This is a genomic window from Glutamicibacter nicotianae (genome assembly GCF_006539525.1).
GTDB classification, from domain to species: domain Bacteria; phylum Actinomycetota; class Actinomycetes; order Actinomycetales; family Micrococcaceae; genus Glutamicibacter; species Glutamicibacter nicotianae.
In genome coordinates this window covers 512,324-537,673 of sequence record NZ_BJNE01000001.1, presented here as the reverse complement: position 1 = coordinate 537,673, position 25,350 = coordinate 512,324, and the positions used below count along the sequence as shown (strand labels likewise).

Genomic DNA, 25,350 nt, shown 5'->3' with positions numbered 1-25,350 from the left:
TGGGGCAAGGGCTGCGAGCTGGATTAATCGCATCCCTGGCAGCTGGTGCTCGTCTCCAGCTAACCCCGCTTCGACAGGCGCTTTCAGTGCCCGGGAAGCGAAATGGCCAAGGTCTGAACGTGGGGACGCGTCCAATCTTTGGACATTTATCTCATATAATGAGATAAACAGGGTGTCTAGTTGCTCTTTGCCGTGAGGTGGAGAAAACTAGAGGCATGCAAATAAACACCGATGTACTACTAGTTATCAGGCGCGGAGCCTGAGGCGCTGTCCAACACCACGGACGGTACACCGGTAACGCGCAAGCCCCCTTTCGTCATCAGTGACGGCCGCGGGGCGTTTTTTATGCGTAAACGAAGAGATAGAAATGGAAAGGATCCCGATGAGCAACTCAACACCCGCCAATCCGGCGTCGGTTGCGAAGTCAATCAATCGAACCAAGGATGCCGCCGCCGCTGTCTCTTCCGTCGTGGAAGCTTCGAACCCGGTCCAGGGTCCGAATAATATCGTTGCTCCCACACAGATGACGGGCTCACAAGCCATCGTCCGCTCGCTGGAAGAAATGGGCGTCAAAGACGTCTTCGGATTACCAGGTGGGGCCATCCTTCCCACTTATGATCCACTGATGGATTCGACCAAGATTAACCACGTCTTGGTCCGCCACGAACAGGGTGCAGGCCATGCCGCACAGGGTTACGCCATGGTGAGCGGGGAAGTGGGCGTCTGCATCGCCACTTCCGGTCCAGGCGCAACCAACCTCGTCACCGCACTGGCCGATGCCAATATGGACTCGGTCCCAATGGTGGCCATCACCGGTCAGGTCAATAGCGCTTTCATTGGCTCTGACGCATTCCAGGAAGCAGACATTGTCGGCATCACGATGCCGATCACCAAGCACGCTTTCCTGGTCACCAACGCAGAGGACATTCCTCGCACGCTGGCCAGCGCGTTCTACCTGGCGCAGACCGGCCGTCCCGGTCCGGTGCTGGTGGATATCACCAAGGATGCGCAGACATCCGAGATGACCTTCTCCTGGCCGCCCAAGGTGGACCTGCCCGGCTACCGCGTGGTCACCCGTGGCCACAACAAGCAGCTGCGCGAAGCCGCCAAGCTCATCGCTTCGGCAACCCGCCCGGTGCTGTACGTCGGTGGCGGCGTGATCAAGGCCAATGCGCACGAGCAGCTGAAGGAATTCGCGGAATTCATCAACGCACCGGTGGTCACCACCCTGACCGCCCGCGGCGCATTCCCGGACTCGCATGAACAGCATGTGGGCATGCCGGGCATGCACGGCGCCGTGTCCGCAGTGACCGCGCTGCAGCAGGCAGACCTGTTGATCACCCTCGGTGCCCGCTTCGATGACCGCGTCACCGGCGTGCTCTCCACCTTCGCGCCGAACGCGAAGGTGATCCACGCCGATATCGATCCCGCGGAAATCTCCAAGAACCGCGTGGCCGATGTGCCGATCGTGGGTTCGCTGGATGAGATCATCCCGCAGCTGCACGAAGCCTGCGCCGCACGCTTCGAGAACGAAGCCCAGCAGGATCTGACCGGCTGGTGGGGACTGCTCAACCGCCTGCGGGAAACCTACCCGATCGGCTACACCGAAACCCATGATGGCCTCTCGGCTCCGCAGAATGTCATCCAGCGGATCGGCGAGCTGACCGGTCCGGAAGGCGTGTACGTGGCAGGCGTGGGCCAGCACCAGATGTGGGCTGCGCAGTTCGTGAAGTACGAGCGTCCGCGCTCGTGGCTGAACTCCGCAGGCCTGGGCACCATGGGCTACTCGGTGCCTGCCGCGATGGGCGCCAAGGTGGCGCAGCCGGACCGCGTGGTCTGGGCCATTGACGGCGATGGCTGCTTCCAGATGACCAACCAGGAACTGGCCACCTGCGTGATCAACCAGATCCCGATCAAGGTTGCGGTGATCAACAACTCGTCGCTGGGCATGGTCCGCCAGTGGCAGACCCTGTTCTACGATGGCCGCTACTCCAACACCGATTTGAACACCGGACATGGAACCGCCCGGATTCCCGATTTCGTGAAGCTGGCAGACGCCTACGGCTGCGTGGGCCTGCGCTGCGAACGCGATGAGGATATCGATGCGACCATCCAGAAGGCATTGGAAATCAATGACCGCCCGGTAGTCATCGACTTCGTGGTCTCAGCCGATTCCATGGTGTGGCCAATGGTCCCATCGGGAGTCAGCAACGACCAGATCCAGATTGCCCGCGGCATGACCCCTGAATGGGAAGAGGAGGACTAGAACATGGCAAAGCATACGCTTTCGGTACTGGTTGAAGACGTTCCCGGCGTGCTGACCCGCGTCGCCAGCCTCTTCGCCCGCCGCGCCTTCAACATCCACTCGCTGGCCGTGGGCCCGACGGAAATTGCCGGCATCAGCCGCATGACCGTGGTGGTCGATGCCGAGGGGGATTCCCTGGAGCAGGTCACCAAGCAGCTGAACAAGCTGGTCAACGTCATCAAGATCGTGGAACTGCTGCCCGAAACCTCGGTGCAGCGCGACCACATCATGATCAAGGTGCGCGCTGATGCAACGACCCGTCTGCAGGTCACCCAGGCCGCGGAACTGTTCCGTGCTTCGGTGATCGACGTATCCACCGACTCGCTGGTCGTGGAGGCCACCGGCAATGCCGCGAAGATCGATGCGCTGCTGGCAGTGCTTGAGCCCTTCGGCATCCGCGAGATCGTCCAGGCAGGAACCCTGGCCGTAGGCCGCGGATCCAAGTCAATGAGCGACCGCGCTTTGAAGACGATCTCCGCCTAGGCGCAACGACTTCAAGAGACACGAACTACAAAATTTAGATACTTGGCACCTAGCTTGGAAGTAAGCAACAGTGCCTCAGCAAAGACTTCTTCACCAGAAGCACATATAAGGAGAATTACAGTGGCTGATCTGTATTACGAAGACGACGCAGACCTCTCGATCATCCAGGGCAAGAAGGTAGCCATCATTGGCTACGGCTCCCAGGGCCACGCCCACGCACTGAGCCTGCGCGACTCGGGTGTCGAAATCACCGTTGGCCTGGCCGAGGGCTCGAAGTCCCGCGCCAAGGCTGAGGCCGAAGGCCTGAAGGTCGCCACCGTTGCCGAGGCAGCAGCCTGGGCAGATGTCATCATGATCCTGACCCCGGACCAGGTCCAGGCCCAGGTCTACACCGAGTCGATCGCCGAGCACCTCGAAGAGGGCAACGCCCTGTTCTTCGGGCACGGCTTCAACATCCGCTTCGGCTTCATCCAGCCACCAGCCAACGTTGACGTTGCCCTGGTTGCCCCTAAGGCGCCAGGCCACACCGTGCGCCGCGAATTCGAAGCCGGCCGCGGCATCCCTGACCTGATCGCCGTGGAGCAGAACTTCACCGGCGGCGCCAAGGAACTGGCACTGTCCTACGCAGCAGGCATCGGCGGCACCCGCGCCGGCGTCATCGAGACCACCTTCACCGAAGAGACCGAAACCGACCTGTTCGGCGAGCAGGCTGTGCTCTGCGGCGGCACCTCCCAGCTGGTGCAGTACGGCTTCGAGGTCCTGACCGAGGCTGGCTACAAGCCGGAGATCGCCTACTTCGAGGTGCTCCACGAGCTGAAGTTGATCGTCGACCTGATGTGGGAAGGCGGCATCGCCAAGCAGCGCTGGTCGATCTCCGACACCGCTGAGTACGGCGACTACGTCTCCGGCCCACGCGTGATCACCCCAGAGGTGAAGGAAAACATGAAGGCTGTCCTGGCTGATATCCAGTCCGGCGCTTTCGCAAACCGCTTCATGGAAGACCAGAAGGCCGGCGCTCCTGAGTTCAAGGAACTGCGTGCCAAGGGCGAAGCGCACCCAATCGAGACCACCGGCCGCGAACTGCGCTCGCTGTTCTCCTGGATCTCGGATGCATCCTCGGATGACTACGTTGACGGTTCCGTAGCCCGCTAATTCCAGGCAATTAGCTGATCACATAGCCTAAAGCCGCTGGCCCGGACGATTGAATCAATCGTCCGGGCCAGCGGCCTTTTGCTGCTTGGAATCGTCATTCGGAAGAACCGATCCGCGGACAACGCGGAAACTTCCACAGCCGAACGGGATTAGTTGGTCCAACACGAAAATTGACCCCGACTACTTTGCTGGCAAAGTGGTCGAGGCCAATTCCTATTCAGTTATTGATAAATGGCGATGGCCCAAGCCGGCTCAGATCTTCGAAGCCCTGTAACCGGCCTTGCGTGCATCAGCTGCAGTCTTGAAGCATTCCTCGGGTTTCGTGATGTCGTAGAACCGCTGGCCCTTGACGTGGTACTTCCACTCCTTCTCGCTGCCCGTGCGGTTTCCCTTTACCGGGTAGCCTGCCGGGCAGTTCTTGGCCTTGCCGTTCATCTTCACGGAGCGTTTGGTGGCCGCTTTCTTCTTCACCAGCAGGGTCTGCGTCTTCTTCACCGTCGAGGTTTTGCCCTTGAGCTGGTACTTGACCGTGGTGGTGACCTTGTATGTGCCGGCTGCAAGCTTGACCGACTTCTTCTTGTTGGCAATGGTCTTCTTTCCCTTGACCACCTTCAACAACGCCGACTTGATCTTGACGTTCTTGGCTTTGGAGTAGCTTGGCTTGATGGTGGCCTTGGCGGCTCCGCTGACGGTTTTCGTACCGATCTTCTTGATCGATACTGCCGGTACCTTCTTCGCGGCAGCAACAGTGACTGAAGGCGCGGCGGATGGCAGCGGCGCCGCCGCGGAAACGGCAACGCCAGAGAAAGCAAGCGCACCGGTGGCAACCACTGCCAGTGCGCGCTGAACCAATTTATTCAATTTATCCCCAGGTAGATGCGAGTGGATATGGAACCGGTTTGTCCCATGCCTTGATTGTAAATGGCCTTGCCGAAATAGGAAGCAGATCGCGGAATTATGTCCTGTTCAACCGAGTATTTCGGCTGGTTCCGCGAGTCAGGCGCCGTGGGAGCACCTGGTGCCGGCTCACCGGAAACAACCATACGGAAGGCCGTGTTTTCCGTGCGATTCTCTCCAGCGGATTGCTAGACTCGCTGGAAACGAGCAAGGGAGCGCACCAGTGCTGCAGGAAAGCAACTATGACGACTTCGCCACGGACTACGCCGATGAGAACGAATTCAGCCTGCTGAACGCCTACTACGAGCGCCCGGCCACCCTGGAGTTGGCAGGCGAGGTGGCAGGACGGAAAATCCTGGATATCGGGTGCGGTGCTGGCCCCCTGGCCGAACAGCTGATCCGTCGCGGAGCCACTGTCTCAGGCTTCGACGCCAGCCAGGCAATGGTGGATCTGGCACGCCAGCGGCTGGGAGACGATGCTGATCTCCAAGTGGCCACGCTGGGGGAGCAGCTCCCATATGGCGATAGCAGTTTCGACGACGCCATTGCTTCCCTGGTCTTCCACTACTTGCCGGACTGGAGCTATGCACTGGAAGAAGTCCGCCGGGTGCTCAAGCCCGGAGGGCGGCTCATCATGTCGGTGAACCACCCGATTCTCTACCCGTTCAACCACCGCGGCAAGGACTATTTCCAGCTCACCCAGTACACCGATGAAGTGTCCTTCAACGGGAAGCCTGCCGAGCTGACCTACTGGCATCGTCCGCTGCATGAAACCATTGAAGCGCTGATTTCTGCAGGGTTTGCCATCGAGCGCGTCTGGGAGCCGCCCTATGCGAAGGATGCGCCCGAGGACGTGATTCCAGAGGCTTTGCGCGAACGCGATGCGTTCTTGAGTTTCCTGTTCTTCTCGCTGCGCTCGACGCGCTAGCAGGCGAGGGTCAAACTTGCCGCCGCGGGCTTAGGACCCGGTGTTCCCGCTATTCCGAGGGCGACCTGCAAGGTACACCCAGATCCCCAGGAGCACCAGTACCGTACCAAGCCAGATGCTCCACCAGGGGAAGCCCGGGATCTCAGGAGCGGAACCGAGCGCATCCAGATCGGCCTGCGGGGTGGGGTGCACGCGTTCGCCGGTGACCAGCATGCGATGGGTGTTGATGCCCAGGGGAGTGCAGGTGACCAAGGTGGCCAGATCCTTGCCGAATCGCGGGGCCAGCGCCTTGGTCTCATCCGGTTCCACCGTCTGCGTTTCGACGACCCGGTAGGTCAGCACCTCGTTGAAGACTTCGATGCTGAAGGTCTCCCCGATCCTGACCTGCGGCAGATCGTTGAACAGGTTGGCTTCCGGAAGCCCGCGGTGCGCGGTCAGCACCGTATGCCTGGACTGACCGCCCACTGGCAAGGCAGTACCCTGCAGGTGCCCTACGCCTTTGAGCAAGGTTTCTGCATCGGTGCCGTGGTAGATCGGCAAGTCGATGTCCACCGACGGCACTCGCAGCCGTCCGATCAGTCCCTCGCTGTTGACATTCAGCAGCGAGCCGTATTCGGTATCTTCGCGCACCGAGCCGTCGCTGGTGGGGACGTTGCTGCCCGGAGCCAGCAAGCCACCGCCAACCAGGTCCTCGTTGTACTCCTGTGCCCGCAGCAGCTCCTGGGAAATCCTTGAGCTGCCCTCATGCGAGACGTCGGTGGAGATCTCCTTGATGATCTTGGATTGGTTGTACTGGGAGAACCAGCTCGCCGTTGGCGGGTACAGCAGCATGAGCGTGCCCGCCAGGAAGACGGCGGCGATCACCAAGGTGGATACCGGGGCGCGCCAGCGGTCCCTGCGTCTTGGCTCAGGAGGCAACGTGGAACTGGATGTGGAGGTCATGATTTCTGCCTATGAGTCGTGGGAATCAGGAAGTTCAAAAAAGAAAATGGCGGGAGACCCAAGCAATGCTCAGTTCTCCCGCCATCTACTGGTTGGCCTTGCGCCGCGGCAACCAGTACGCGGGCTTAGCCCTGGGTGCGTCCGCGGCGGCGCTTCACCAGTACCGCACCACCGGCGGCGGCCATCAGGCCAACGCCTGCAATGGTGAACAGCACGGTGCCCGAAGCGCCGGTGAGTGGCAGATCTGGACCGGTCGGCTTGTGGTTGGTGATCGTTTCGATCAGGATCTGGCCGTTGGTGACAACCAATTCATCGGACCATGGGTCAGCTGGAAGCACGTATCCGGCTGGTGCCTTGGTTTCCTTGACCCAGTAGCTCGATTGCATGTCGTCCTCGATGCCCAGATGCAGTTCCCACTTGACGACCCCGTTTTCGGTGGTTCCGGTAGCCAGAGGTGCACTGGTGGCATTGCCGTCGGCATCAGGTGCAGTTCCGTAGAGCTCGAAGACCGCACCATTCAGCAGGGCACCATTCTCGCCTTCAGCCTTCTTTTCCAGCTGCAGGGTGCCCAGGTTGGTGTTGGTCGTGCCTTCATCTTCCGTGCCGTTGATGTTGACCGTCGCCGTATTCTCGATGACCCCGCCTTCAGGAATCGCGATGACCTTGGTCTTCAGGACCGCCGTCACCGTGGTGGCGCCGGCGTCATCAAGCTTGGTGAGGCCCTGTAAGGTCAACGTGATCACCGCATTGTCCGGCGAAATCGTGTAGTCGGTATTCAGAACCAGTACCTCGGAACCGATCGAAACCGACTCCCAGGAGATGAATTCCAGGTTTGCCGACAGATTATCGGTCAGGGTGTAGGACTTGTATGGAAGGTCCGATGCAGGAACATCGGTGACCAGCGTCCAAGTGACCACATCACCCAGCAGCTTGGCAGTGTCATCCACGCTCTTGTGCTGATCAATCGTGTTCAGCGTGTTCTTCGGGTACACATGGACGTTGTAGTTCCACGTATTGTCAGCATTCGGGTAAGGAATGCTCACGTAGAACGGAGCGGCTACTGCATTGATCAGGTTGTTACCCGAATCGGTTTCGGTGATCAGGTACAGTCCCAATTCCAAACCGGAGAAGGTAGTGAAACCTCCGACGGTCGCCTGCGAGACACCGGTTCCCAGGCTGTAGCCTGCCGGCAATGCTTCGCCGGCAGTTTCAGATGGCAACTCTTCTGCCAGTTCCCAACCTTCGGCCGTGCTCAAGTCAATGGGAACGCCGTCGAACAGCACCGGCTGCAAGGTGAATTCGACACCATCCAGTCCCTTGCCGGCGCCGGGATCCGGATCCAGCAGGGTGCCGTCATTCAGCCCTTCAACAGGGTCCGCCGAGGACTTGTGGACAGTGATGCTGCCGATGGTTCCCGGCGTAATGTCGGAGACTTCATCAGCGGATGCGGCAGCTACCCCAAATAGCCCCATCCCAGCAAGAGCCAAGGCGCTTGCTCCGGCAATTAGCTTGCCGAGTCTGCGTTGCGTGAACACGATTACTCCTTTTTGCGAGTGATTTCTACGCCTACCCAAGGTCAGCGTGGTTGGTGGAATTGTTGGATTTAGCCGAGATTCCGGCTACGACGGATACGGAAGGTCTGTGCACCCCAAATGCCCAGCCCCAGTACCAGGATTCCGCCGCCAATCAGATATATCTGATCTCGGCCAATGCCGCCGGTGAGCGGAAGCGCGGGACCGTCCTGCTGCTCATTGGTGATAGCAGCCAGCTCGATATCCAGCGCGTCCCCGGTGACGTCAAATTCGTGGCTCCTCTCGTCCTTGATATAGCCCGGAGGAGCCGTAGTTTCTTGGAGCGTATAGTTCCCCCATTCCAGGTTTGCCAAGGCGAACTTCCCCTTGGCTGGATCCATGTCCGGACCGGTGCAACCCTCGGTTATGCAGTCGGTGACCACGATGGTTTCCGATGCATCTCCCAGCGGACCGGTCAGGGTCCATTCGGCGCCTGCAAGCAGGACGCCGTCAACGGTGGTCTTTGTCCAGCTGACCGACCCGGGAAGGGCCGTGTTCACGATGGTGCAGGTGGCTTCCTGGCCTAGCTCCAGCGTGATGCTCGCACCTTCGCCGTTTCCGGTGCCGACGCAGTTCCAGGTGCCTGGTTCATAACCTGCAGCGGTGCCTTCCTCGGCCAGTTGATAGGTTCCCACGCCGACCGCGGCATTGGTGATGGCAGCATCCCCGGTCTTTCCTTCGATGCTCCCAGCGGTGCCGGAAGCCTTCAGCGTCCAGTCGCCGGTGGTCGACGTTCCGTTGAAGTCCTCGTTGTCCACGACCTTGACCAGGGTCAAATGCTGCTCGCAGTCCACTGTGTTCACGATCGCCACCGCATTGGGCGAAGGCGTTCCCGTCATGGTGTGCGTGGCAGATTTGCCTTCGACGCCGTCGATGGTTGAACTGGTCACCGTGCATAGTTCCGGAAGAGTGCCGGTGAGGGTTTCCTCGATGGCTACTTCCTCGCCGATCAGATGTCCGCTGCTGGTAGCACCGAATTCCGCTGGTTGCCCGTCAATGCTCAGTTCCGCGTCGCCGACCGGCTGCTCGCCGTGGGCATACTCGGTGCCATTGACCACCCAGGTCTTGGTGACTGTCAGGTCGATTTCCTGGGTATTGGTGAGCACGCAAGTGGCCTTGCTCCCGGCCGCGATGGTGATGATGTGATCTTCCCCAACTACCGCACCCTCGCACGCCAAGTCCGTCAGCTGGTAGTTTTCCGGCCCGGATTCGGAGATGGCGTATTGGCCGGGAGCTACCGGTGCATTGGTCACGGCTTCGCTGCCGCTCACGCCGGACAGGTCCGTTGAGCTGCCGTCAGCTGACAGCGTCCATTCGGTGGCCGCCGCAGCGCCAATGACTTCCTTTTCCAAGGTCAATGTGGTGCAGGTGACGGTGTTGGTCACCGTGTAGGTGTTCAGCCCAGGTTGCAATACCTGCGCTCCGAGATCCCCCGAGGGGACATTGGTGCAACCTGCGGGGAGCGCGGGGACCGATTCGCCGATGGTGATTTGATCATTGGCTTGGTAATCGGATCCATTGCTGCGCTTTGCGTAGGCGGTGCCGAATTGCGGGGAGTCCTGGCCGGTCAGTTCCAGCGTGGCAGTGTAGTCATCGGGCTGCTGGCCGTTCTCGAATTCTTCGCCGTCAATGACCCAGTTCTTCTCGACGATCACGCTGGAGCAGGTGCTCGGAACGGAAAGGGAGATCGGCGCGATCCAATCACCCAAGTTGGAAGTTTCCTGAATAGAAGACGAAGAACGCAGATTCAGCGTGCCATAATTGCCGGTGCAAGTAGCTTGTCCAAAGAGCGAGGTAAGGTCTACGCCGATTTCGGCAAAGCCGCGTACCGGGATCGTGCTGGTTCCATCGAAGCCGGTAATGGGTTGAGTATTCGTTGCCCCGACAAAACCGCTGAGGGTTTGCTGCTGCACCCAGAGTCCCGTCGTGGCATTCCACATGTAGGCACCGGCAAGGATGAGATTATTGTTGCCATCTTGCTCGATGCTCAGGCGCAGGTCGCCATTGGTGCGAATCGGTGTGGGGATGACCGCGGGGTCGTTTTTCTTGGCATTGAGCTCCACGATATAGCGGATGGTGCCGGTGCTCGTCCCGCGCTCAAATCCCAAGAAGGCGAAGACGTGGCCATTGCTGGTCGTCGAATAAGCGTAGTTGCGGCCAATGTCTGCCTGGCCCGATGCCTGCCCCGTGCCGTTGATTTGGTTCGCAACCCACGGCCAGTTTCTTTCGCTGGCACCTCGGGTGAACTGGGTGCTGTCATCGAAACCATCGTTCCCCGACGGTGCCGCCAGGACGGACGTCCAATCGGCTCGGCTCGCGTTATTGGCGCACAGGTTGCCATCAAGCTCAAATCCCCCAAGAATCTGAGTTGATGACTGGACGACGTTGCAAACGTCCCCTATGGCCATGGGTGCGAGCAATTTGTTTTCCGCCTCGCTGGGCGAGTCCGTAGGTGCCGGCGACGGCGACTCCGGTGACTTCTTCGCAACCTCGGTAGGCGAGGATTCGGCGGTGGCCGATGCTTTCACGGTTGCCGGTGCGCTCTTCGAGGATGGTGCGCTGGTAACTGCCTGGGTGCTAGCTTCTACCTCTGCGACCGGTTCCTCGGTTGGCAGCGTTTGCGCGGCCGGGGCCTCGGATTCCTTCTCCGGCACGGAAGTTGGCGGCTGCGTCATTGCCAGTTGCTTTTCAACGGATGGCTTTGAGGCTTTCGCTTTTGGAACAGCGGGTTCGAGAGAGGACGCAGCCGCGGAAGATTCAGCCGGTGATGGTGCCGGGCTAGTTGGCGACTCAGAAGCAAGTACGATTCTCGAATCGAATTCAGCGGCCGACGGGGCCAGCTTTTCGTCCACTGGCGATTCACCCGACGAAGTGGCGGAAGCTGGAACGAACGTTCCGGCGAACGCCAGGGCGAAGACGAGTCCAGCGCTAAGCGCCACGCTGGACATGGCACTTTGCGACGTGCCATGTTTCCTTGTTCCCCAGAGCAAGGAGCATTTACCTGAACGACCATTGTTCCGTCGTGCAACTCTGTCCCCAACAGGTTTGCCAAACACAAGAATTCCCCAATATCCGAGGACATTGGGGATGCTAAACCTGAAGAACGCAGACTGGTGCGTAAAATTTGACGCTCGTTTCCCAAAAACGAGTGCCAAAATTGCAGCCACTTGATCCCCACGATCAACTGGCTTTCCCCAAGTTTTGCCGGACCCCCAACATCCGGGCGAGTGATATGGCGACAGCGTATCGGATGAATTTCACTTACGTCAACAGTGAAGATTAATAAAATGGTGCAGAAGAATCCGTTGCTGTCTAGAAAGACTGGGAATGCGCGGTTTTTCTTGGAAAACGGATATTGCAGACCGCCAAAAAAGCTTTAAGTAAGTCGCTTAAGAAAGACCTTGAAAGGAACTGAACCGCGACTGCCGGAACCATCTACGATCACTTTGCGCGGGCGTTTTCAGACGAGCGCGAGCCGCCTTGCTCAGTTTTTTGCCAACGGCCGGCAATACGACAGATGGCCGGCGATGTCACCGGGCCGCGGATCCGCGATCTCGGTTACGAGCCAGACGATGATCGACTTGGCGCATGCGCGGCCGGGGCGCGCGTCGAACTGCGGGTCGCCGGCTCGGGGGAGATGCTGTCCTACGGGACGAATTTCTTAGACGATCGCCTCGGTGAGCTTGCACAACCTGAACGATTGGACACAGTCTGTGGCCGGGATATTACGCGTGCGCAAACTTGGCGGATGGCCCATCCTCTTGCGGGCCCCTTCGATCCTGTACCAGTGGAACTACACCGGTGAAGTCTGCTTCCAACGACCACAGGACACCGATGAACTGTCTTTAGCCGACCAGGCTGCGCCGCTGAACGGCGCAGCGGATGATCTAGAACCTCATCGATGGTAACTGGGCTGAAAGAACCAGTGGAGTCCGCACACGAGTTGCCCAATAAAGGCAGTTTGATAACTTTGGTGCGAATAATCGATGGGTGCGCTTTGGCATCCAAGTGATGGGACGAGACTGGGACAGCGACGCTGCACAACCGGACCGTGAGTTCCGGTAATAGTTACTGAATCCGAGGCGGTTTTGATTGTGGAGGAGTAGCATTTCCAACGTGCCAGCAGACAGGGCTCGTCACAGTCTATCGAATAAGTGAAAGTTTTCACAAAGTCGGATTTTCCCTGCGTAACATGCATGAATTCAAGGGAAAACGGGGGATACATAGCGCTACGCTGGAAATGGAAGCAGCGACTAGCAGCTGCTTTCATGCAAGCATCAGCCCAAGAAATCGCAAAGGTGCCACACCCGTGTCTGACAACAAGCCAATCGTACTTCTGGCCGAACAACTCTCCCCAGCAACTGTTGCTGCCCTCGGCCCCGACTTTGAAATTCGTCAGACCGACGGAGCCGACCGCTCCCAGCTGCTCGAAGCCATTGCCGACGTAGATGCAATCCTCGTGCGTTCCGCTACCCAGGTCGATGCAGAAGCAATCGCTGCTGCGAAGAACCTGAAAGTTATCGCCCGCGCCGGCGTGGGACTGGATAACGTGGACATCAAGGCAGCCACCCAGGCTGGCGTCATGGTAGTCAACGCACCGACTTCCAACATCATTTCCGCTGCTGAACTGACCGTGGGCCACATCGTGTCGCTGGCTCGCCGCATTCCGGCAGCCAATGCATCGCTGAAGAGCGGGGCATGGAAGCGTAGCTCCTTCACCGGCGTTGAGCTCTTCGAGAAGAAGGCCGGCATCATCGGTCTGGGCCGCATCGGCGCACTCGTTGCCGCACGCCTGCAGGGCTTCGGCATGGAAATCGTTGCTTATGATCCGTACGTCACCCCGGCTCGTGCCGCGCAGCTGGGCGTCACCCTCTTGACCCTGGACGAACTGCTGGCTGAAGCCGACTTCATCACCATCCACATGCCGAAGACCCCGGAAACCGTGGGCATGTTGGGCAAGGAAGCCTTCTCCAAGATGAAGAACTCCGCCTATGTGGTCAACGTGGCCCGTGGCGGCCTGGTGGACGAAGACGCTCTGTACGAAGCATTGAAGAATGAAGAGATTGCAGGCGCTGGCATTGACGTCTTCGTCAAGGAACCAAGCACTGACCTTCCATTCTTCGAATTCGACAATGTCACTGTGACCCCGCACCTGGGTGCTTCGACCGACGAAGCACAGGAGAAAGCCGGTGTTTCGGTTGCAAAGTCGGTCCGCCTGGCGCTTGCCGGCGAATTGGTTCCAGATGCAGTGAACGTTGCAGGCGGCGTTATCGATGAGAACGTGCGTCCTGGCATCCCGCTGATTGAGAAGCTGGGCCGCATCTTCAACGCTCTGGCTTCCGGTTCGCTGACCAGCATTGATGTCGAGGTTGCCGGCGAAATCGCTGCGCTCGATGTCAAGGCCCTGGAACTTTCGGCGCTCAAGGGTGTCTTCATGGACGTCGTATCGGATCAGGTTTCCTACGTGAACGCACCGGTACTGGCCGAGCAGCGTGGAGTTGCCACCCGTCTGATCACCACCCCAGACTCGCCTGAGTACCGCAACCAGCTGACCATCAAGGGATCCACCAATGAAGGGACCCAGCTCGCAGTGGCTGGCACCCTGACCGGGCCTAAGCAGATCGAGAAGCTGGTGGGCATCAACGGCCACGAGATCGAAATCCCGATTTCCGATCACATGATCGTCGTTCGCTACTCGGATCGTCCAGGTGTCGTTGGCTCCCTGGGCAACGTGCTGGGGGAGCAGGGCATCAACATCGCCGGCATGCAGGTTTCGCGCGATGAGAAGAAGGCTGAAGCGCTGGCTGTCATCAACATTGATTCGGCGCTGCCACAGGGCGTGCTGGACGTTGTTGGTGCTGCGATCGGTGCGAGTGTTGCGCGCGAGATCAATCTAGCTGACTAACGGTCAAAATAAGCAGGGTCAATAGAATATGCTGGGGTGGACACCGGAATGAGAGTGTCCACCCCCGCAATGCGTTAGGAATTTTTCATGGCAGAAATAATCATCTATGGCAGTTGCGTCAGCCGGGATACGTTCAGCATTATGGAACAAGAACATAGACTCTTGGCATATGTAGCACGTCAAAGCTTGATCAGCGCAATGACCCAACCCACGACATTGCTTGAACCTGCAAAACTTGACTCGAAGTTCCAATCGAGAATGCTAAACGGGGATCTAAAATCAGACTTATTAGGAACGCTACGAAAGCATTCTATGCAAGCGGATCTTTTACTGATAGACCTTACTGATGAGCGCCTGGGTGTGCATAAGCTGCCGGATAATTCATTTGTTACCAGGTCGTCCGAACTTATCCAGTCAGGATTGCTGAATAAACTCGATCCCATTCCCGGAGTGATCCAAATAGGAACTGAGCGACATTGGAATTTCTGGGAACGGGCGGCTAACAGATTTGTCGACCATTTGTCTAGCATTGGATTATTTGACAAAACAATAATTGTCAATACGCCATGGGCTGCAGAATCAATTGAAGGCGCACCTGTACCTGGCTATAGAAATTTCACCGTTAAAGAGATGAATGGGCACCTGAGGCGTTACGGAGAGCACCTTAAGCGTCTTGGCCTTAGCGTTTTGGAAATGCCTGAAGAGCTGGCCAAATCCACAAAAAATCATAAATGGGGAATAGCCCCGTTTCATTACCAGGATTCAGCATATGAATGGATTTCTAAAGAAATCGAACTATCACTATCTGGTTTAAAGTAGAAAAATACCTGTACATTGGATTTCGAACTCAAATGAAAATCAATCTAAATTAATGATATGTCGTTGCGTAACATATTGAAAATCTAAACAGGAAAGGCCAGCATGTACAACGCTCCATGTGTTCTAAAATTGAAAGCATCCAGTGTTCATGAAAGGTCTATTTTTAACCAATATAGAATTCTAAATTCCTCGGTTAGACTCGGCGCTTCCCGGCCAATAGTTTTCGCCGTACATGGAGTTGGTGTGGTAGATGGGAAATGGGTTAGCAATATCGGTGAAGCGCAACGCGTCATCGATGAAACTGAGCTGGACTATGAATCCTTAGGTGCGAGTATTAAAGGGTCCATCACCGTGTATATTGTTGACGTGCCTTCGCAGAAAATTATTCTTTTGTGCGACCCGTTCGGTTCATCAATAGTTTATGTTTATGAATCAGATGCATGTAAAGCAGTGTCTTCGGACTTGGCCTCGTTAAGGGACGGGTTGAGCACTGTAGGAATTCATCTGGAGAAGGATCTGACATACGCAGCCTTGTACGTCGCAACGAACACCGGAGGTCTAGCGCAGTCAAGCTACATGAACGTGAGGTCCATCGAGCCGTTTCGGTATTTATCTCTTGACGTTGACGAATTTCATGAAGTTGAATATAAATCTCTAGATAACTTAAGTTTTCCTTCATATTCTTATGACGAGTTGTTGGATAAGGCCGCCAACGATGTCATTCAGAATATCGAGGCGGCAAGTACACATAATTCGAGAGCGAAGATTTCTCAATTGACCGGGGGCGCGGATTCACGTCTTGTTTTGGGCGCGCTTCTTGCTTCGGGAAAAGAAACTGAGTTTAACTTCTACTGTTCAGGAAACATTAACGAGCCTGATAAGATAATTTCAAGGCAACTCAGTAATCAATTCGATTTGTCAATGACAGATTACAGTGGATTGAATCCTATGGGACAGCCGGATACTTTTGAAGATTTTATTTCGCAGCCGTTCGACACTACCGCAGGGATTCTTTCTGGGCCTGCCCACCCCATGCTCGAATTCGGCGATGAGCTCGTATTCTCGGGTGGGTACGGCGAGTTCTTACGAAGTGCATTTGACAAAGGGCAGCGCTATGATGGCGATGTAGCAACAGCCATGAAGAGGATATACGGCAATACTGCATTTAGTGAGTTCCCGTCGAGGAGACTCATCTCAGAACCTGCGTATGAATTCGCAATTAATCGATTCAGCAATCTAATAAGTTTCGGAATAACGAGGGGTCTTCCTGAAGATTCTCGACTAGATGCAGCTTATATTGTGGGTCGTAATCGATATTTCGTGGGAGAGACGACGCGATCCTTGTCCCCATTCGTTGCACGGTTTGATCCTTTATATTCACCCTATGTCTTGGCCCTCGGCCTTAAAGCGAGTTTAGAAGAAAAGGCCTCTGCCTTTCCTTTGTTCGACTTAATGAATCGATTTGAACCTACGTTGATGAAGTTACCGTTCGATTCACCTCGAATTAAACCGTATTACGAAGAGATGCGTGGACCTGTCAGCAGGGTTGATTTTACATACGACCCATCCATTGAACCCAGGATGGTAATTTATAAGCACAATCATAGGTCGAGAAAAACAATGAAATCTTATTTTCAAAAACCTTCCAGTAGTGATATTGCGATTGCAAACGATTTGCACACAGCGCCACGACTAGTTGCACAGAATGCGGAAGTTCAAAAACGGTTGAGAGTGCTTGTCAGCGATACGGGTATGGAATCGATTTCGAAATATTTCAATCCTCTCATTGTGAACTTGATAATAAACAGAAAACCAACGCACCGCGTACATCTGCGGCAGTCATCGAATTTATATGCGGCATTGCTTTGGTATCTACGTTCCTGAAGTAAAGTATCTCTACTATGCCGAGACAATCTGCACGTTTCCCGATGTTGCGGCAAGGAACATGGCGACATGATTTCCGGGTTGCTTATACGTGTACAGGAGACGTATTTGGAAGCACCTGTGCGCGCATCGGCTAGCACTGATGTAACGATCGGGTAGCGCATCAATGCGACCCGAGTAGAGCTGGTCCGAAGCACGAAAAGTCCATTGGATACGATGCGCGGGCAAAGTCCTCCGAACCGAGCTCATGGCTACCACCATGAGCAAGCTGCGGCATTGTCTCAGCTTCTGGTCGGCAATGCGTAGCATTGAGACGAAAGCCGAAGATGAGCAAGTCTCAGCCGGTCAAGACCCAAGCGGTTGGGTCGGCAGGCGAACTTTCGCGCAGACGCTTCCATGCCGTGATACCCGGAATGACTCTGGAGGGCTGGGCAGCCCCAAAGACGTGTCTTCTACGATGGTCGGTTGCCAAATAGCGTCACTTGGTAGTTGTATTCCGACGACCTGGTAGGACGGACTCCGGCTACCCGATAGTGCGATTCCGGGCAGTTGGTAGCGCCGGAAGCAGCGCTCCGTAACGGCTCAGAACCCCTTCAGAGGTTCTGAGCCACTACGTTATGAGGGAGAAGGCTCGGGACGAGCCCTCAGGGAACGGACGGCAAACCTATTCCCAGAAGTCAGCCGACTCCCGCGCCTTCTCATGCTTCAACTTGCGCATGTCAGCATCTCCCAACAGCAGCCATCTCGTGTTGTTCGCCAACCGGTTCACGATGGAATCCCCGGCCACCCGGTCTGGCATCACTTGCACCCAATACGACGGGTCGGTCTGGCTGGCGATCACCGTTGGCAGCCGGTGCTCCCGATCCGCCGGCACGCCGTAAACATCACTGGCGATGTTCTGGTCCAAACCCACCGTGAGGAAGTCATCGACGATCAACAGGTCAGCCTCCCGTAATCTCTCCAACAACGCGTCATGGTCTCGCCCGTTCTCGCGGGCAATCAACAACTTCCTGGCCAGCACGTCCATCCGCATATAGATCACCGAATGCTCGCTGTGGCAGGCGGCTATGCCGATAGCGCACGCAACATAGGTTTTCCCGCCGCCGCTGGGCGCGATGATTAGCAAATTCGTCGGATCATGCCGCCACTGATGCATCGCGTAGCGTTTCATCCGCGCCTCATCGATCTTCCGTCCCGGCCCGTAATGCAGTTCGGCAATCGAGGCCTGCGGCAGCGGAAAGCGAGCTTGCTTGATCAATCGGTCGACCCGGTTCGACCGGCGTGCATCTAAGGAATGCTCCACCGCGGCCATGAACACTTCCTCAGGCAGTAGTTTGTCATTGGCTTCATCCTGAACCAACTCGAAGAACTTCTCGGCAAACACCGTCAGGCGAAGCTCCTTGATTTTCTGGTGATCCTCACTGCTAAACATTGCGATCACCGAACCCCCGGTAATGTTCGGCATCCCGCACGAAGACCCCTGGCAGGTCCTGCACCCCGCTCAAATCCTTCACGTTCTGCGGAGCCGGCGGCACGGCGGTGGCCCGCTCCTTGGCTTGGGCCAGCGTCGCCATAACCCGCTTGATCGAGGTGTAGGTGGGGTAACCATTCAGGTTCAGCAGCTCCTGGCAGGCTTCTTCGAGCAGCGCTTTCTTCTTGCCCAGCTCCGAAAGGATATTGCGGCAGGACGGATAGGCTTGCGCCTCGATCTTGCTTCGGTCCAGGATCTGCGTGATTACCTGGACGGTGGCCGGACCGAACACCCTGGCTCCGGCCACGAACCATTCCCTGGACCACAACCCCTGCACTTGCTGATGATGCTCGGGAGCGTGGGACAGTTCGGTCGAATACTGCCCGCGCCAACCGGTCTTGCGCGCATGCTCGCAGACCTTGACCTGGCCATCAAACACACTGACTGTGCTCGCGGTAATCCGCACCGACAAGATCTTCCCAGCCAATTTCGTAGGGCACCGAATAATGCTGGTAGTCACTGGTGACGTGGTAATTCCTACCCACCTTCAACTGCTTGTCTTCCACCGATTCGAACGGATCATCCGGCAATGGCGCCAGCAGCGCGGCTTCCTCGGCTTCGAAGAGCTCGCGCCGGGTGCTCCCGTTGACCCGGCGCAACCGGTCGTTCAGATCCACCAGCCGTTCATGCACCGCCTCATTGAGCTCCTCCAAGCACGTCCATGACTGGGAAGCCAGATAGCCGATGATTCGAGTTTCCACTGCCTGGACCATCCGCTCAACATGTGCCTTGTCGCGGGGACGCTTCTTTCTGGCTGGCACGATGGCGCACTGGTAATGCTCTGCCAGCTGGCGGTACGCCGCGGTCACGACAACCTCGGAGTCCTTGCCTCGAGGCCTATGCGTAGCTGTGCGCGCGTTGTCTGGAACGATCAGCTGGGGAACCCCGCCGATGAAAGCCAGCGCATTCACGTGGGCTTGGTTCCAGGAGTCCCGCTTCATAGTGTCAAACGCTTGGCAGAACACCAGCCCGGAATACGGCAAGGACGCCACGAAGAAGTACGCTTTCCGAGTCTCCCCGGTCGCCGGATCAATCAACGGCAGCGTTGGTCCTGCCCAGTCCACGAACATCGCCTTGCCAGGTTCGTGCTGCAAGGTCGCTACGACATCGGTGGTCTCAGCGAACTGGTTGAAGCGTTCGCAGTACTGCGAGTAGCTGTATTTCTTCCCCGAGCTGGTTCCTGCCAAATAGTTGACCCAGCCCTGTTGCAGGGTGAAGAAGCGGTTGTGTTTCATCTGCTCAATCACCTGAACGAAGTGCGGATCCGCATACTGCCCGGAAACCGCTTTGCGCTGGTCAGGGAACAGATCCTGAAGGTCGGCGGCGCTGAGGGACGCCAGCCTCTGCTCGGTGATGCCGGCTGCGGTCATGGCGCGCTTGGCCGCAGCGACGTCGCGATACGAGCATCCCACCGACGCGGTGATCTCGCTATAAGTTCGGCCCTTGGCAATCAAGGACATGATGGCGTGGTAATCCACCAAGGTATTTCTCCTTTGAACTGATCGCTGCATCGAATTATGCGGCGATCAGGTCAGCCCATCAAGAAATAGTCCTGGACACTACCGTGTATCCGGAACGGTACTACCAAGTCGTCGGAACAGCACTACCCACTGACGCTATTCAGCAACGGCTGGGAATCATGCGGGCCGCCATGAAACGGGAGTGCGCCAAGGTCATCACCAGCACCGGCATCAACGAGGCCTGGTCTTGGCCCAACGGGATTTTCTGCGGTGGGAACCAGAGGTCGCATTGGGCGGCGTCACCAGGTAACCAGGTAATGCGGTCGGCCGGATCGGCCGGCCGCATTTCGGGCCTGATCTTCGCGACGTGTTCACGCAGTCAGCGCACCGATCCGGTCCAGCCGATCCGCTCAGCGATGACCGTTGAGGGCATCGTCGGTGTTTCCTTCAGCAAACGTCGTACGGCATCTTCGTAGGGGGCGAACGCGGTTGCCTGCTGTTTGCGTTCGTATTTAGGCGGTGTGGTTGAAGCTGCCGCCTTCACAACGGTGGTGCGGGAGATTCCGAGATCACGGGCGATCCGCGACTTGGGAACTCCATCTTTTACGAGCCTTCTGATCAAAGCCCAATCTTCCAAAGTGATCACACTCCTTATTCTGAGAGTGTTCACTTTTCGAGTTCCGTTTATGTCCAGTTTTCAACTTCCGTCGACACGTTGCGCCTGGGCTAAGAACGCCCGGAGCTCGGCATCGGTAGGGCCGAGCCAAACTGCTCAATGCAGGTCACCAAGCGATCAATGCGATTTACGAACTTTATGGCTACGGCACCTGAAGCGGTGCGGACCCGACGAATGAATCTCATAGCCATGATTACACTTTATGGTTAACAACGTATTCGTGACCCTTTTCAGCGACGGCAAATCCTAAAAAACAAGTCCACATATATTGGCTTTATTTAATCATTCACAGTAGCACGAAACAGGTCTGACTATGGGATGTCGATCCAATCACTCGTCTCGGCCGATACTTTCTTGTCCGGAAAGGAACGTATGAAGCCTCGGACTCGATAGCGACCAGAAGGCAAACCAGCCCATGAAGAAAAATTATCTTCTTGATACTTCACAGAGTCAATCAAGGATTCATTTCGATAGAGTCTAAAAGACGACTCAGTGTTGCCGAAAGCTGCAGTAGATGCAAATAATCGCTTGGAAACTCTATCAAACCATGCCACGACAGATTTTGGTTCTGTCCACAACTCAATGGGTGACTCTATTTGACTGCCGGATTCAGACAATCCTAGCACCTTGTCCAAAAGCATTCTGCGATATGGTTTACCTATTTCAGAATGAGGTGTCCCATCCAGCGAAATAAGCTCCACCTCGATTCCGCGTGATGTTGCGTATTCCACCCAAGGTAGTACGTGATTCTTATAATGATGATCAGATTTTCCTACAATTATCGAAATCTCAGAATTTCTTGACGTAGTAAATTCGGGAGAATACATCAAGGAGTCCAATTGCGCCACATGTGCTTGCGTTTCACCGCCGGTCATGTATCTGAGGACGTTGGGATGAGGCTTCTTTAAGAATGAACCAATTTTAGTCTGCGGAGCGCCTACAATGATCTTTGAATTTGGGACTCTCAGGCCATGTATGATTGCAGCCGTTCCGCCTTTAGATGATCCAGCAAAGATAATACTTTGACCAGTTTTCGCTAAATTCTTAATGCGATTATGAATAAAATCCTGAACAGTTTGGAAAATTGACAGATCGCCTTTCTCCTGTAGATAGTATGACCCCTGGTCTCCAAAGTCATCTAATATATAGAAGACGTGAGCATTAGAATTATCTAATGTATTTTTGTAGTTAAATGAAAAATTACCTACTGGTGCCATTGCTGAAAAGACAAAAACTAAAGGGTACTCTTCATTTGGATATTTAGGCTTAATTTCAAGGTAGTTTAGCCTTCTTGCACTTGATGCAACCTGCCAATGGAGACTGGATTTAGAATGCAGTTCTCTGTTTACATATGAAAACGAATTAAGTTCGAATCGAGTTTTGAGCTCTGCGTTCGACGAGGCATTAAAGGTTACGCAAATTGTTTCACTTGGGACTTTATTTCCGAACTTTGGAAATGACCAGCCGGCAACGGTTGGTTTTGTCTGACCGATTTTTTTTGAAATTTTAATAGGGAAATCCGTCTCAATGAAAGCATCTAAGATCTTATCTGAGCCTTTGAAGACTTCAAACCCATTGCCATGAATGACAGCTTCTAACCCCGGGGCTAGGTGCCAAAATTGTTCATAATTATGTGACTCATCGCTGTCTAGATAATCGATTACAGTAATTGTTTCTTGACGCACGGGACCAGTGACCTTAACGGTTCGCGTGTGCCCTACACCGCGAAGGCGTCCAGTTACTCCCGTCACTTCAAATTTACTTTCCGTGACTTGTGACTCTGTAATCAAGACAGAAGACTTTTTATCGTCAGTTCTCGGAATGGATCTCCCATCAACAACTATTGAGTTGTGGGAAAATTGGCTATACGCATAACGTGAATAGGGATCAGCGTAATTATAGCTAAATGGGCCCGATTCAGTGATTATTTCTTGTCCGGCCGAGTACAAGATGAGCGAGAGATCATCAGAGTGCTTGTGGTAATTGTCGTTATATGCCGCTTGGAAGAGTAAATAAGTAGCGTCTACGGATGCCCAATCCGAACGATATATTGCATAACCGCTTTTGCGAAATAGCGCTGAATTTTGATCGGGCACCTTACCGAGTTTTCCCGCACTTGAAGCATAGAGAAAATACTCGTCAAATATCCGTTGATTGGAAGTGCGCGCACCAACGGTTGTGTCACTAATAGGCGGAAATTTACCGTTTGGCATTGTAATGTAAGTTGCATAATTTGCCGCATCTTTGTACAGCTCAATCAGCGTTTCTGACTCTATCTCTAGGGCCGCGAGAATCTTTAGATGGCTGTGGAGATTCCTCGAAACCAATACATGGTAGGTCGGCGTATTCTCAATGTGAACCCCCTCATCAGTGAACGCATGGATGAAATATTCTTCTAGCCTGTCCAGCGCTATGGAAAGTTTATCAGACCTTTTTTGGTCGTTATCCCAACGTGCGATTACTGCATAATTACGCAAAGAAATGTCTTGAAACATTCCATGATTATTCAGTCCGGCGTGAAATTCTGTCGAAGCCAGTAGATCACTGGTCTCAAGGGCAATTTTTTTAAGTTCTTGGAGACTATCTTTGTCATTTAACTTAACTCCCGCCAAAATAATACTCATTATTGTATTCAGGCGCTGTGCTGTGGTTTCGTCATGATAAGCCATGCTCGAGGCGCCCAGTTCGACTACAGGATTCAATTTTCGCCAAGAAAAAATTAATTTGGCAGCCTCTTTATAGGCAGAGTAATCGATATTCTTGATGATGTAGTCTGCCCAGCCATGCATAAATAACATGCCATGAAAATACCGACCACGAGTTCTATCTAGTTCTGATCCCCATAATATTTCTGGGTTATTCTTTACGGGACCATAGGACGATGGAATTTCCATTCTATTGCCGTTAAAGAATTCTCGAATTCGATCTTCCGTTTTGGCTATAGAACTTACGACTAATTCATCAGTGATCAGAAACAGGGCCTCTGGGTTATTGATGTTCATTTAGTATCTCCGTTGTGTCATGAATTTCTGACCAGATTTATTAAGATTATATTTAAATCAATTACGACTTCTTCGACGAAATATAATTGAAGTAGAAGATGGTGATGTATAATTCACCAACAGTTCATATTGATCTTTCTCCTCTTCCCAGTGTACGCGAGATCAATACGCATCTAATTATTGGGGCATCTCACCTCGCGGGCAGCAGCGGCCTCTTTCTTTGTCCTAGCCACATCGAACGACAGCTTACCGATAAACGCTGTCAGGATCGGGGCCACGCCGCTGATTATTGCCAGGACCACTATTTCCGGCATCAGTATAAACATGCCAAGAATCTTCACCGAAGGATTCAAGAAGGACGCCGTCGCTCTCGTCGAATCGGGGATATCCCAGAAGCAAGTCTCCGCGGATCTGGGAGTCTCAAAGACCGCACTGCAAACCTGGGTCCGCGATGCCCGCTACCAATCCCACGGAATGACCCCGTCCTACGATGCTGACGAACGCAAGGAAATGTCCCAAGGGCTCAAACGCATCCGGGAGCTCGAAATGGAGAACGAGGTGCTGCGCAAGGCCGCAGCCTACCTCTCCCAGCCGCATATCCGTTCCCCAAAATAATGGGCCGGCTCGTCCAAGAATTAGCCGCCAGAACAGGCAGGAAACATATTCGAAGTAGCGGTGACGTGCCGGGTCTTGGGATTCAGCACCCAAGCGTATTACAAGTGGTTGAAGAGCCCTGTCTCCGCCCGGGTAATCGAAGAGCGGGAGTTGATCGGCAAACTGCACGAGCTTCACGAGGAGGACCCGGAGGGAGGGTACCGTGTGCTGGCCGATGATCTGGAAGACGCCGGCTACCAAATTTCCGAGCGCCGGGTCTGGCGATTATGCCGCAAGGCAGGGATCCGCTCAGTGATCAGCAAACGCCAGCGTAAATACGTTCCGGCGGGTCCACCGGTGCATGATGACTTGGTGCAGCGGAACTTCAGCGCCGAGCGGCCTAACGAGTTGTGGCTGACCGATATCACCCTCGCACGACACGAGCGAGGGAAAGCTGTATTTGTGTGCGATCAAGGACGTGTTCAGTAACCGGATCGTGGGGTACTCGATTGATTCGAGGATGAAGGCCCACCTGGCCGTCAACGCCGTGGAAATGGCTGTGGCGCACCGAGGCCACCCGCGCGGAGTCACAGTCCACAGTGACCGCGGCAGCCAGTTCCGGTCCAGGAAATTCACCCAAGCGCTGGAGCGTCACGGGCTGGTCGGTTCGATGGGCCGGGTCGGGGCAGCCGGTGACAATGCGGCCATGGAGTCGTTCTTCAGCCTGCTGCAGAAGAACGTGCTGGACCGCCGCTGGTGGTCCTCGCGCCAACAACTTCGCCTGGCCATTATCGGATGGCTGAAGGGGAAGTATCATCGCAAGCGCAAGCAACGAGGTTTGGGGAAAATGATCCCGATCCAATTCGAGGCTACAATGATCGAGTCTGTCGCTCTGGCAGCGTAAATCTTGGTGTCAACCAAATTCTCAGCAGACCCTGATTCGCTCTGATCTGTTACCGACGTCCTGAGACAGAAGTGTCACCGTCACGAGATTACACACCTGGTTGCACGAATAGACGTAACTTCAGACGGTATTCTGCAGCGAAGCGTTGACAATATGATTTCTAACGCCGACATTAAGGCAAATGATGCTGAAGAGTGCATCGAAGCTGACCCTGCTATACCGAGGCAGGCTCAATAAAGCGTAGTTGGAGGAGCGAGGAGGCGTTCATCAACTGATCTGGAACAAGCATTGGTTCCT

Annotated in this window: 17 protein-coding genes and 1 pseudogene; 8 read left to right on the top strand and 10 right to left on the bottom strand. The window is 55.2% G+C overall.

What is annotated here, in order from left to right; translation table 11 throughout:
• Positions 1-382 precede the first annotated feature (382 nt).
• The 3 genes from ANI01nite_RS02385 to ilvC all read left to right on the top strand — a co-directional run bounded on the left by ANI01nite_RS02385 (position 383) and on the right by ilvC (position 3,940).
• The gene (locus ANI01nite_RS02385) at positions 383-2,266 is read left to right on the top strand and encodes an acetolactate synthase large subunit (protein WP_038991385.1); all 1,884 of its coding nucleotides are present in this window, start codon (positions 383-385) and stop codon (positions 2,264-2,266) included.
• 3 nt (positions 2,267-2,269) lie between these two features.
• Positions 2,270-2,788 carry an acetolactate synthase small subunit gene (ilvN, locus tag ANI01nite_RS02380; RefSeq protein WP_038991387.1) on the top strand — a complete coding sequence of 173 codons (519 nt, stop codon included), beginning with the start codon at positions 2,270-2,272 and terminating at the stop codon, positions 2,786-2,788.
• Between the two features lie 120 nt (positions 2,789-2,908).
• A complete protein-coding gene (gene ilvC / locus ANI01nite_RS02375) occupies positions 2,909-3,940 on the top strand; it encodes a ketol-acid reductoisomerase (protein ID WP_038991389.1) in 1,032 nt (343 codons plus the stop codon).
• A gap of 252 nt (positions 3,941-4,192) precedes the next feature.
• Here the strand turns inward: ilvC and ANI01nite_RS02370 are convergent, their stop codons facing one another.
• On the bottom strand, positions 4,193-4,801 hold the full coding sequence (locus tag ANI01nite_RS02370; protein ID WP_255314354.1) for a sunset domain-containing protein: 609 nt from the start codon (positions 4,799-4,801) through the stop codon (positions 4,193-4,195).
• Positions 4,802-5,060: 259 nt separating this feature from the next.
• Between ANI01nite_RS02370 and ANI01nite_RS02365 the strand changes: the two genes are divergently transcribed.
• Entirely contained in the window at positions 5,061-5,765 is a 705-nt protein-coding gene (locus tag ANI01nite_RS02365; RefSeq protein ID WP_141355688.1) for a class I SAM-dependent methyltransferase, read from the top strand.
• Positions 5,766-5,795: 30 nt separating this feature from the next.
• Here ANI01nite_RS02365 and ANI01nite_RS02360 read toward each other — a convergent pair whose 3' ends face one another.
• The 3 genes from ANI01nite_RS02360 to ANI01nite_RS02350 all read right to left on the bottom strand — a co-directional run bounded on the left by ANI01nite_RS02360 (position 5,796) and on the right by ANI01nite_RS02350 (position 10,953).
• Positions 5,796-6,707 (bottom strand): class C sortase, encoded by a 912-nt coding sequence (locus ANI01nite_RS02360; protein ID WP_141355686.1) that lies wholly within the window; start codon positions 6,705-6,707, stop codon positions 5,796-5,798.
• 125 nt (positions 6,708-6,832) lie between these two features.
• Positions 6,833-8,242 carry a SpaH/EbpB family LPXTG-anchored major pilin gene (locus ANI01nite_RS02355; RefSeq protein ID WP_141355684.1) on the bottom strand — a complete coding sequence of 470 codons (1,410 nt, stop codon included), beginning with the start codon at positions 8,240-8,242 and terminating at the stop codon, positions 6,833-6,835.
• Between the two features lie 68 nt (positions 8,243-8,310).
• Positions 8,311-10,953 (bottom strand): SpaA isopeptide-forming pilin-related protein, encoded by a 2,643-nt coding sequence (locus ANI01nite_RS02350; RefSeq protein WP_141355681.1) that lies wholly within the window; start codon positions 10,951-10,953, stop codon positions 8,311-8,313.
• Between the two features lie 1,634 nt (positions 10,954-12,587).
• Between ANI01nite_RS02350 and serA the strand changes: the two genes are divergently transcribed.
• The 3 genes from serA to ANI01nite_RS02335 all read left to right on the top strand — a co-directional run bounded on the left by serA (position 12,588) and on the right by ANI01nite_RS02335 (position 16,886).
• Positions 12,588-14,183, top strand: coding sequence for a phosphoglycerate dehydrogenase (gene serA, locus ANI01nite_RS02345; RefSeq protein ID WP_141355679.1), 1,596 nt, complete (start codon positions 12,588-12,590; stop codon positions 14,181-14,183).
• A gap of 87 nt (positions 14,184-14,270) precedes the next feature.
• Positions 14,271-15,002, top strand: coding sequence for a DUF6270 domain-containing protein (locus ANI01nite_RS02340; protein ID WP_141355677.1), 732 nt, complete (start codon positions 14,271-14,273; stop codon positions 15,000-15,002).
• 102 nt (positions 15,003-15,104) lie between these two features.
• Entirely contained in the window at positions 15,105-16,886 is a 1,782-nt protein-coding gene (locus ANI01nite_RS02335; RefSeq protein ID WP_141355675.1) for a hypothetical protein, read from the top strand.
• A gap of 664 nt (positions 16,887-17,550) precedes the next feature.
• Here ANI01nite_RS02335 and ANI01nite_RS02330 read toward each other — a convergent pair.
• The 6 genes from ANI01nite_RS02330 to ANI01nite_RS16875 form a co-directional block, all read right to left on the bottom strand.
• The gene (locus ANI01nite_RS02330; protein WP_255314353.1) at positions 17,551-18,351 is read right to left on the bottom strand and encodes an ATP-binding protein; all 801 of its coding nucleotides are present in this window, start codon (positions 18,349-18,351) and stop codon (positions 17,551-17,553) included.
• Positions 18,311-18,796: a hypothetical protein gene (locus ANI01nite_RS02325; RefSeq protein ID WP_141355673.1), complete on the bottom strand. Its 486-nt coding sequence runs from the start codon at positions 18,794-18,796 to the stop codon at positions 18,311-18,313. Before ANI01nite_RS02325 ends, ANI01nite_RS02330 begins: the two co-directional genes overlap by 41 nt.
• On the bottom strand, positions 18,789-19,895 hold the full coding sequence (gene istA, locus ANI01nite_RS02320) for an IS21 family transposase (protein ID WP_255314361.1): 1,107 nt from the start codon (positions 19,893-19,895) through the stop codon (positions 18,789-18,791). Before istA ends, ANI01nite_RS02325 begins: the two co-directional genes overlap by 8 nt.
• 361 nt (positions 19,896-20,256) lie before the next feature.
• Positions 20,257-20,523, bottom strand: coding sequence for a helix-turn-helix domain-containing protein (locus ANI01nite_RS02315; protein WP_170214536.1), 267 nt, complete (start codon positions 20,521-20,523; stop codon positions 20,257-20,259).
• 341 nt (positions 20,524-20,864) lie between these two features.
• Positions 20,865-23,555, bottom strand: coding sequence for a heparinase II/III domain-containing protein (locus ANI01nite_RS02310; protein WP_141355667.1), 2,691 nt, complete (start codon positions 23,553-23,555; stop codon positions 20,865-20,867).
• Between the two features lie 173 nt (positions 23,556-23,728).
• Complete coding sequence (locus ANI01nite_RS16875) at positions 23,729-23,881, bottom strand: hypothetical protein (RefSeq protein ID WP_218024297.1); 153 nt, start codon at positions 23,879-23,881, stop codon at positions 23,729-23,731.
• Here ANI01nite_RS16875 and ANI01nite_RS02305 point away from each other — a divergent pair.
• Positions 23,880-25,053 (top strand): annotated as a pseudogene (locus ANI01nite_RS02305) (IS3 family transposase). The gene ANI01nite_RS16875 and the pseudogene ANI01nite_RS02305 sit on opposite strands and share 2 nt — an antisense overlap.
• Positions 25,054-25,350: the final 297 nt, after the last annotated feature.

What these genes read in the sequence shown, in the direction of transcription:
- ANI01nite_RS02385 (WP_038991385.1), top strand. Translation starts at nt 383, where the DNA reads ATGAGCAACTCAACACCCGCCAATCCGGCGTCGGTTGCGAAGTCAATC.
- ilvN (WP_038991387.1), top strand. Translation starts at nt 2,270, where the DNA reads ATGGCAAAGCATACGCTTTCGGTACTGGTTGAAGACGTTCCCGGCGTG.
- ANI01nite_RS02360 (WP_141355686.1), bottom strand. Translation starts at nt 6,707, where the DNA reads ATGACCTCCACATCCAGTTCCACGTTGCCTCCTGAGCCAAGACGCAGG.
- ANI01nite_RS02350 (WP_141355681.1), bottom strand. Translation starts at nt 10,953, where the DNA reads ATGACGCAGCCGCCAACTTCCGTGCCGGAGAAGGAATCCGAGGCCCCG.
- ANI01nite_RS02340 (WP_141355677.1), top strand. Translation starts at nt 14,271, where the DNA reads ATGGCAGAAATAATCATCTATGGCAGTTGCGTCAGCCGGGATACGTTC.
- ANI01nite_RS02335 (WP_141355675.1), top strand. Translation starts at nt 15,105, where the DNA reads ATGTACAACGCTCCATGTGTTCTAAAATTGAAAGCATCCAGTGTTCAT.
- ANI01nite_RS02330 (WP_255314353.1), bottom strand. Translation starts at nt 18,351, where the DNA reads ATGCCGAACATTACCGGGGGTTCGGTGATCGCAATGTTTAGCAGTGAG.
- ANI01nite_RS02310 (WP_141355667.1), bottom strand. Translation starts at nt 23,555, where the DNA reads ATGAACATCAATAACCCAGAGGCCCTGTTTCTGATCACTGATGAATTA.
- ANI01nite_RS16875 (WP_218024297.1), bottom strand. Translation starts at nt 23,881, where the DNA reads ATGTTTATACTGATGCCGGAAATAGTGGTCCTGGCAATAATCAGCGGC.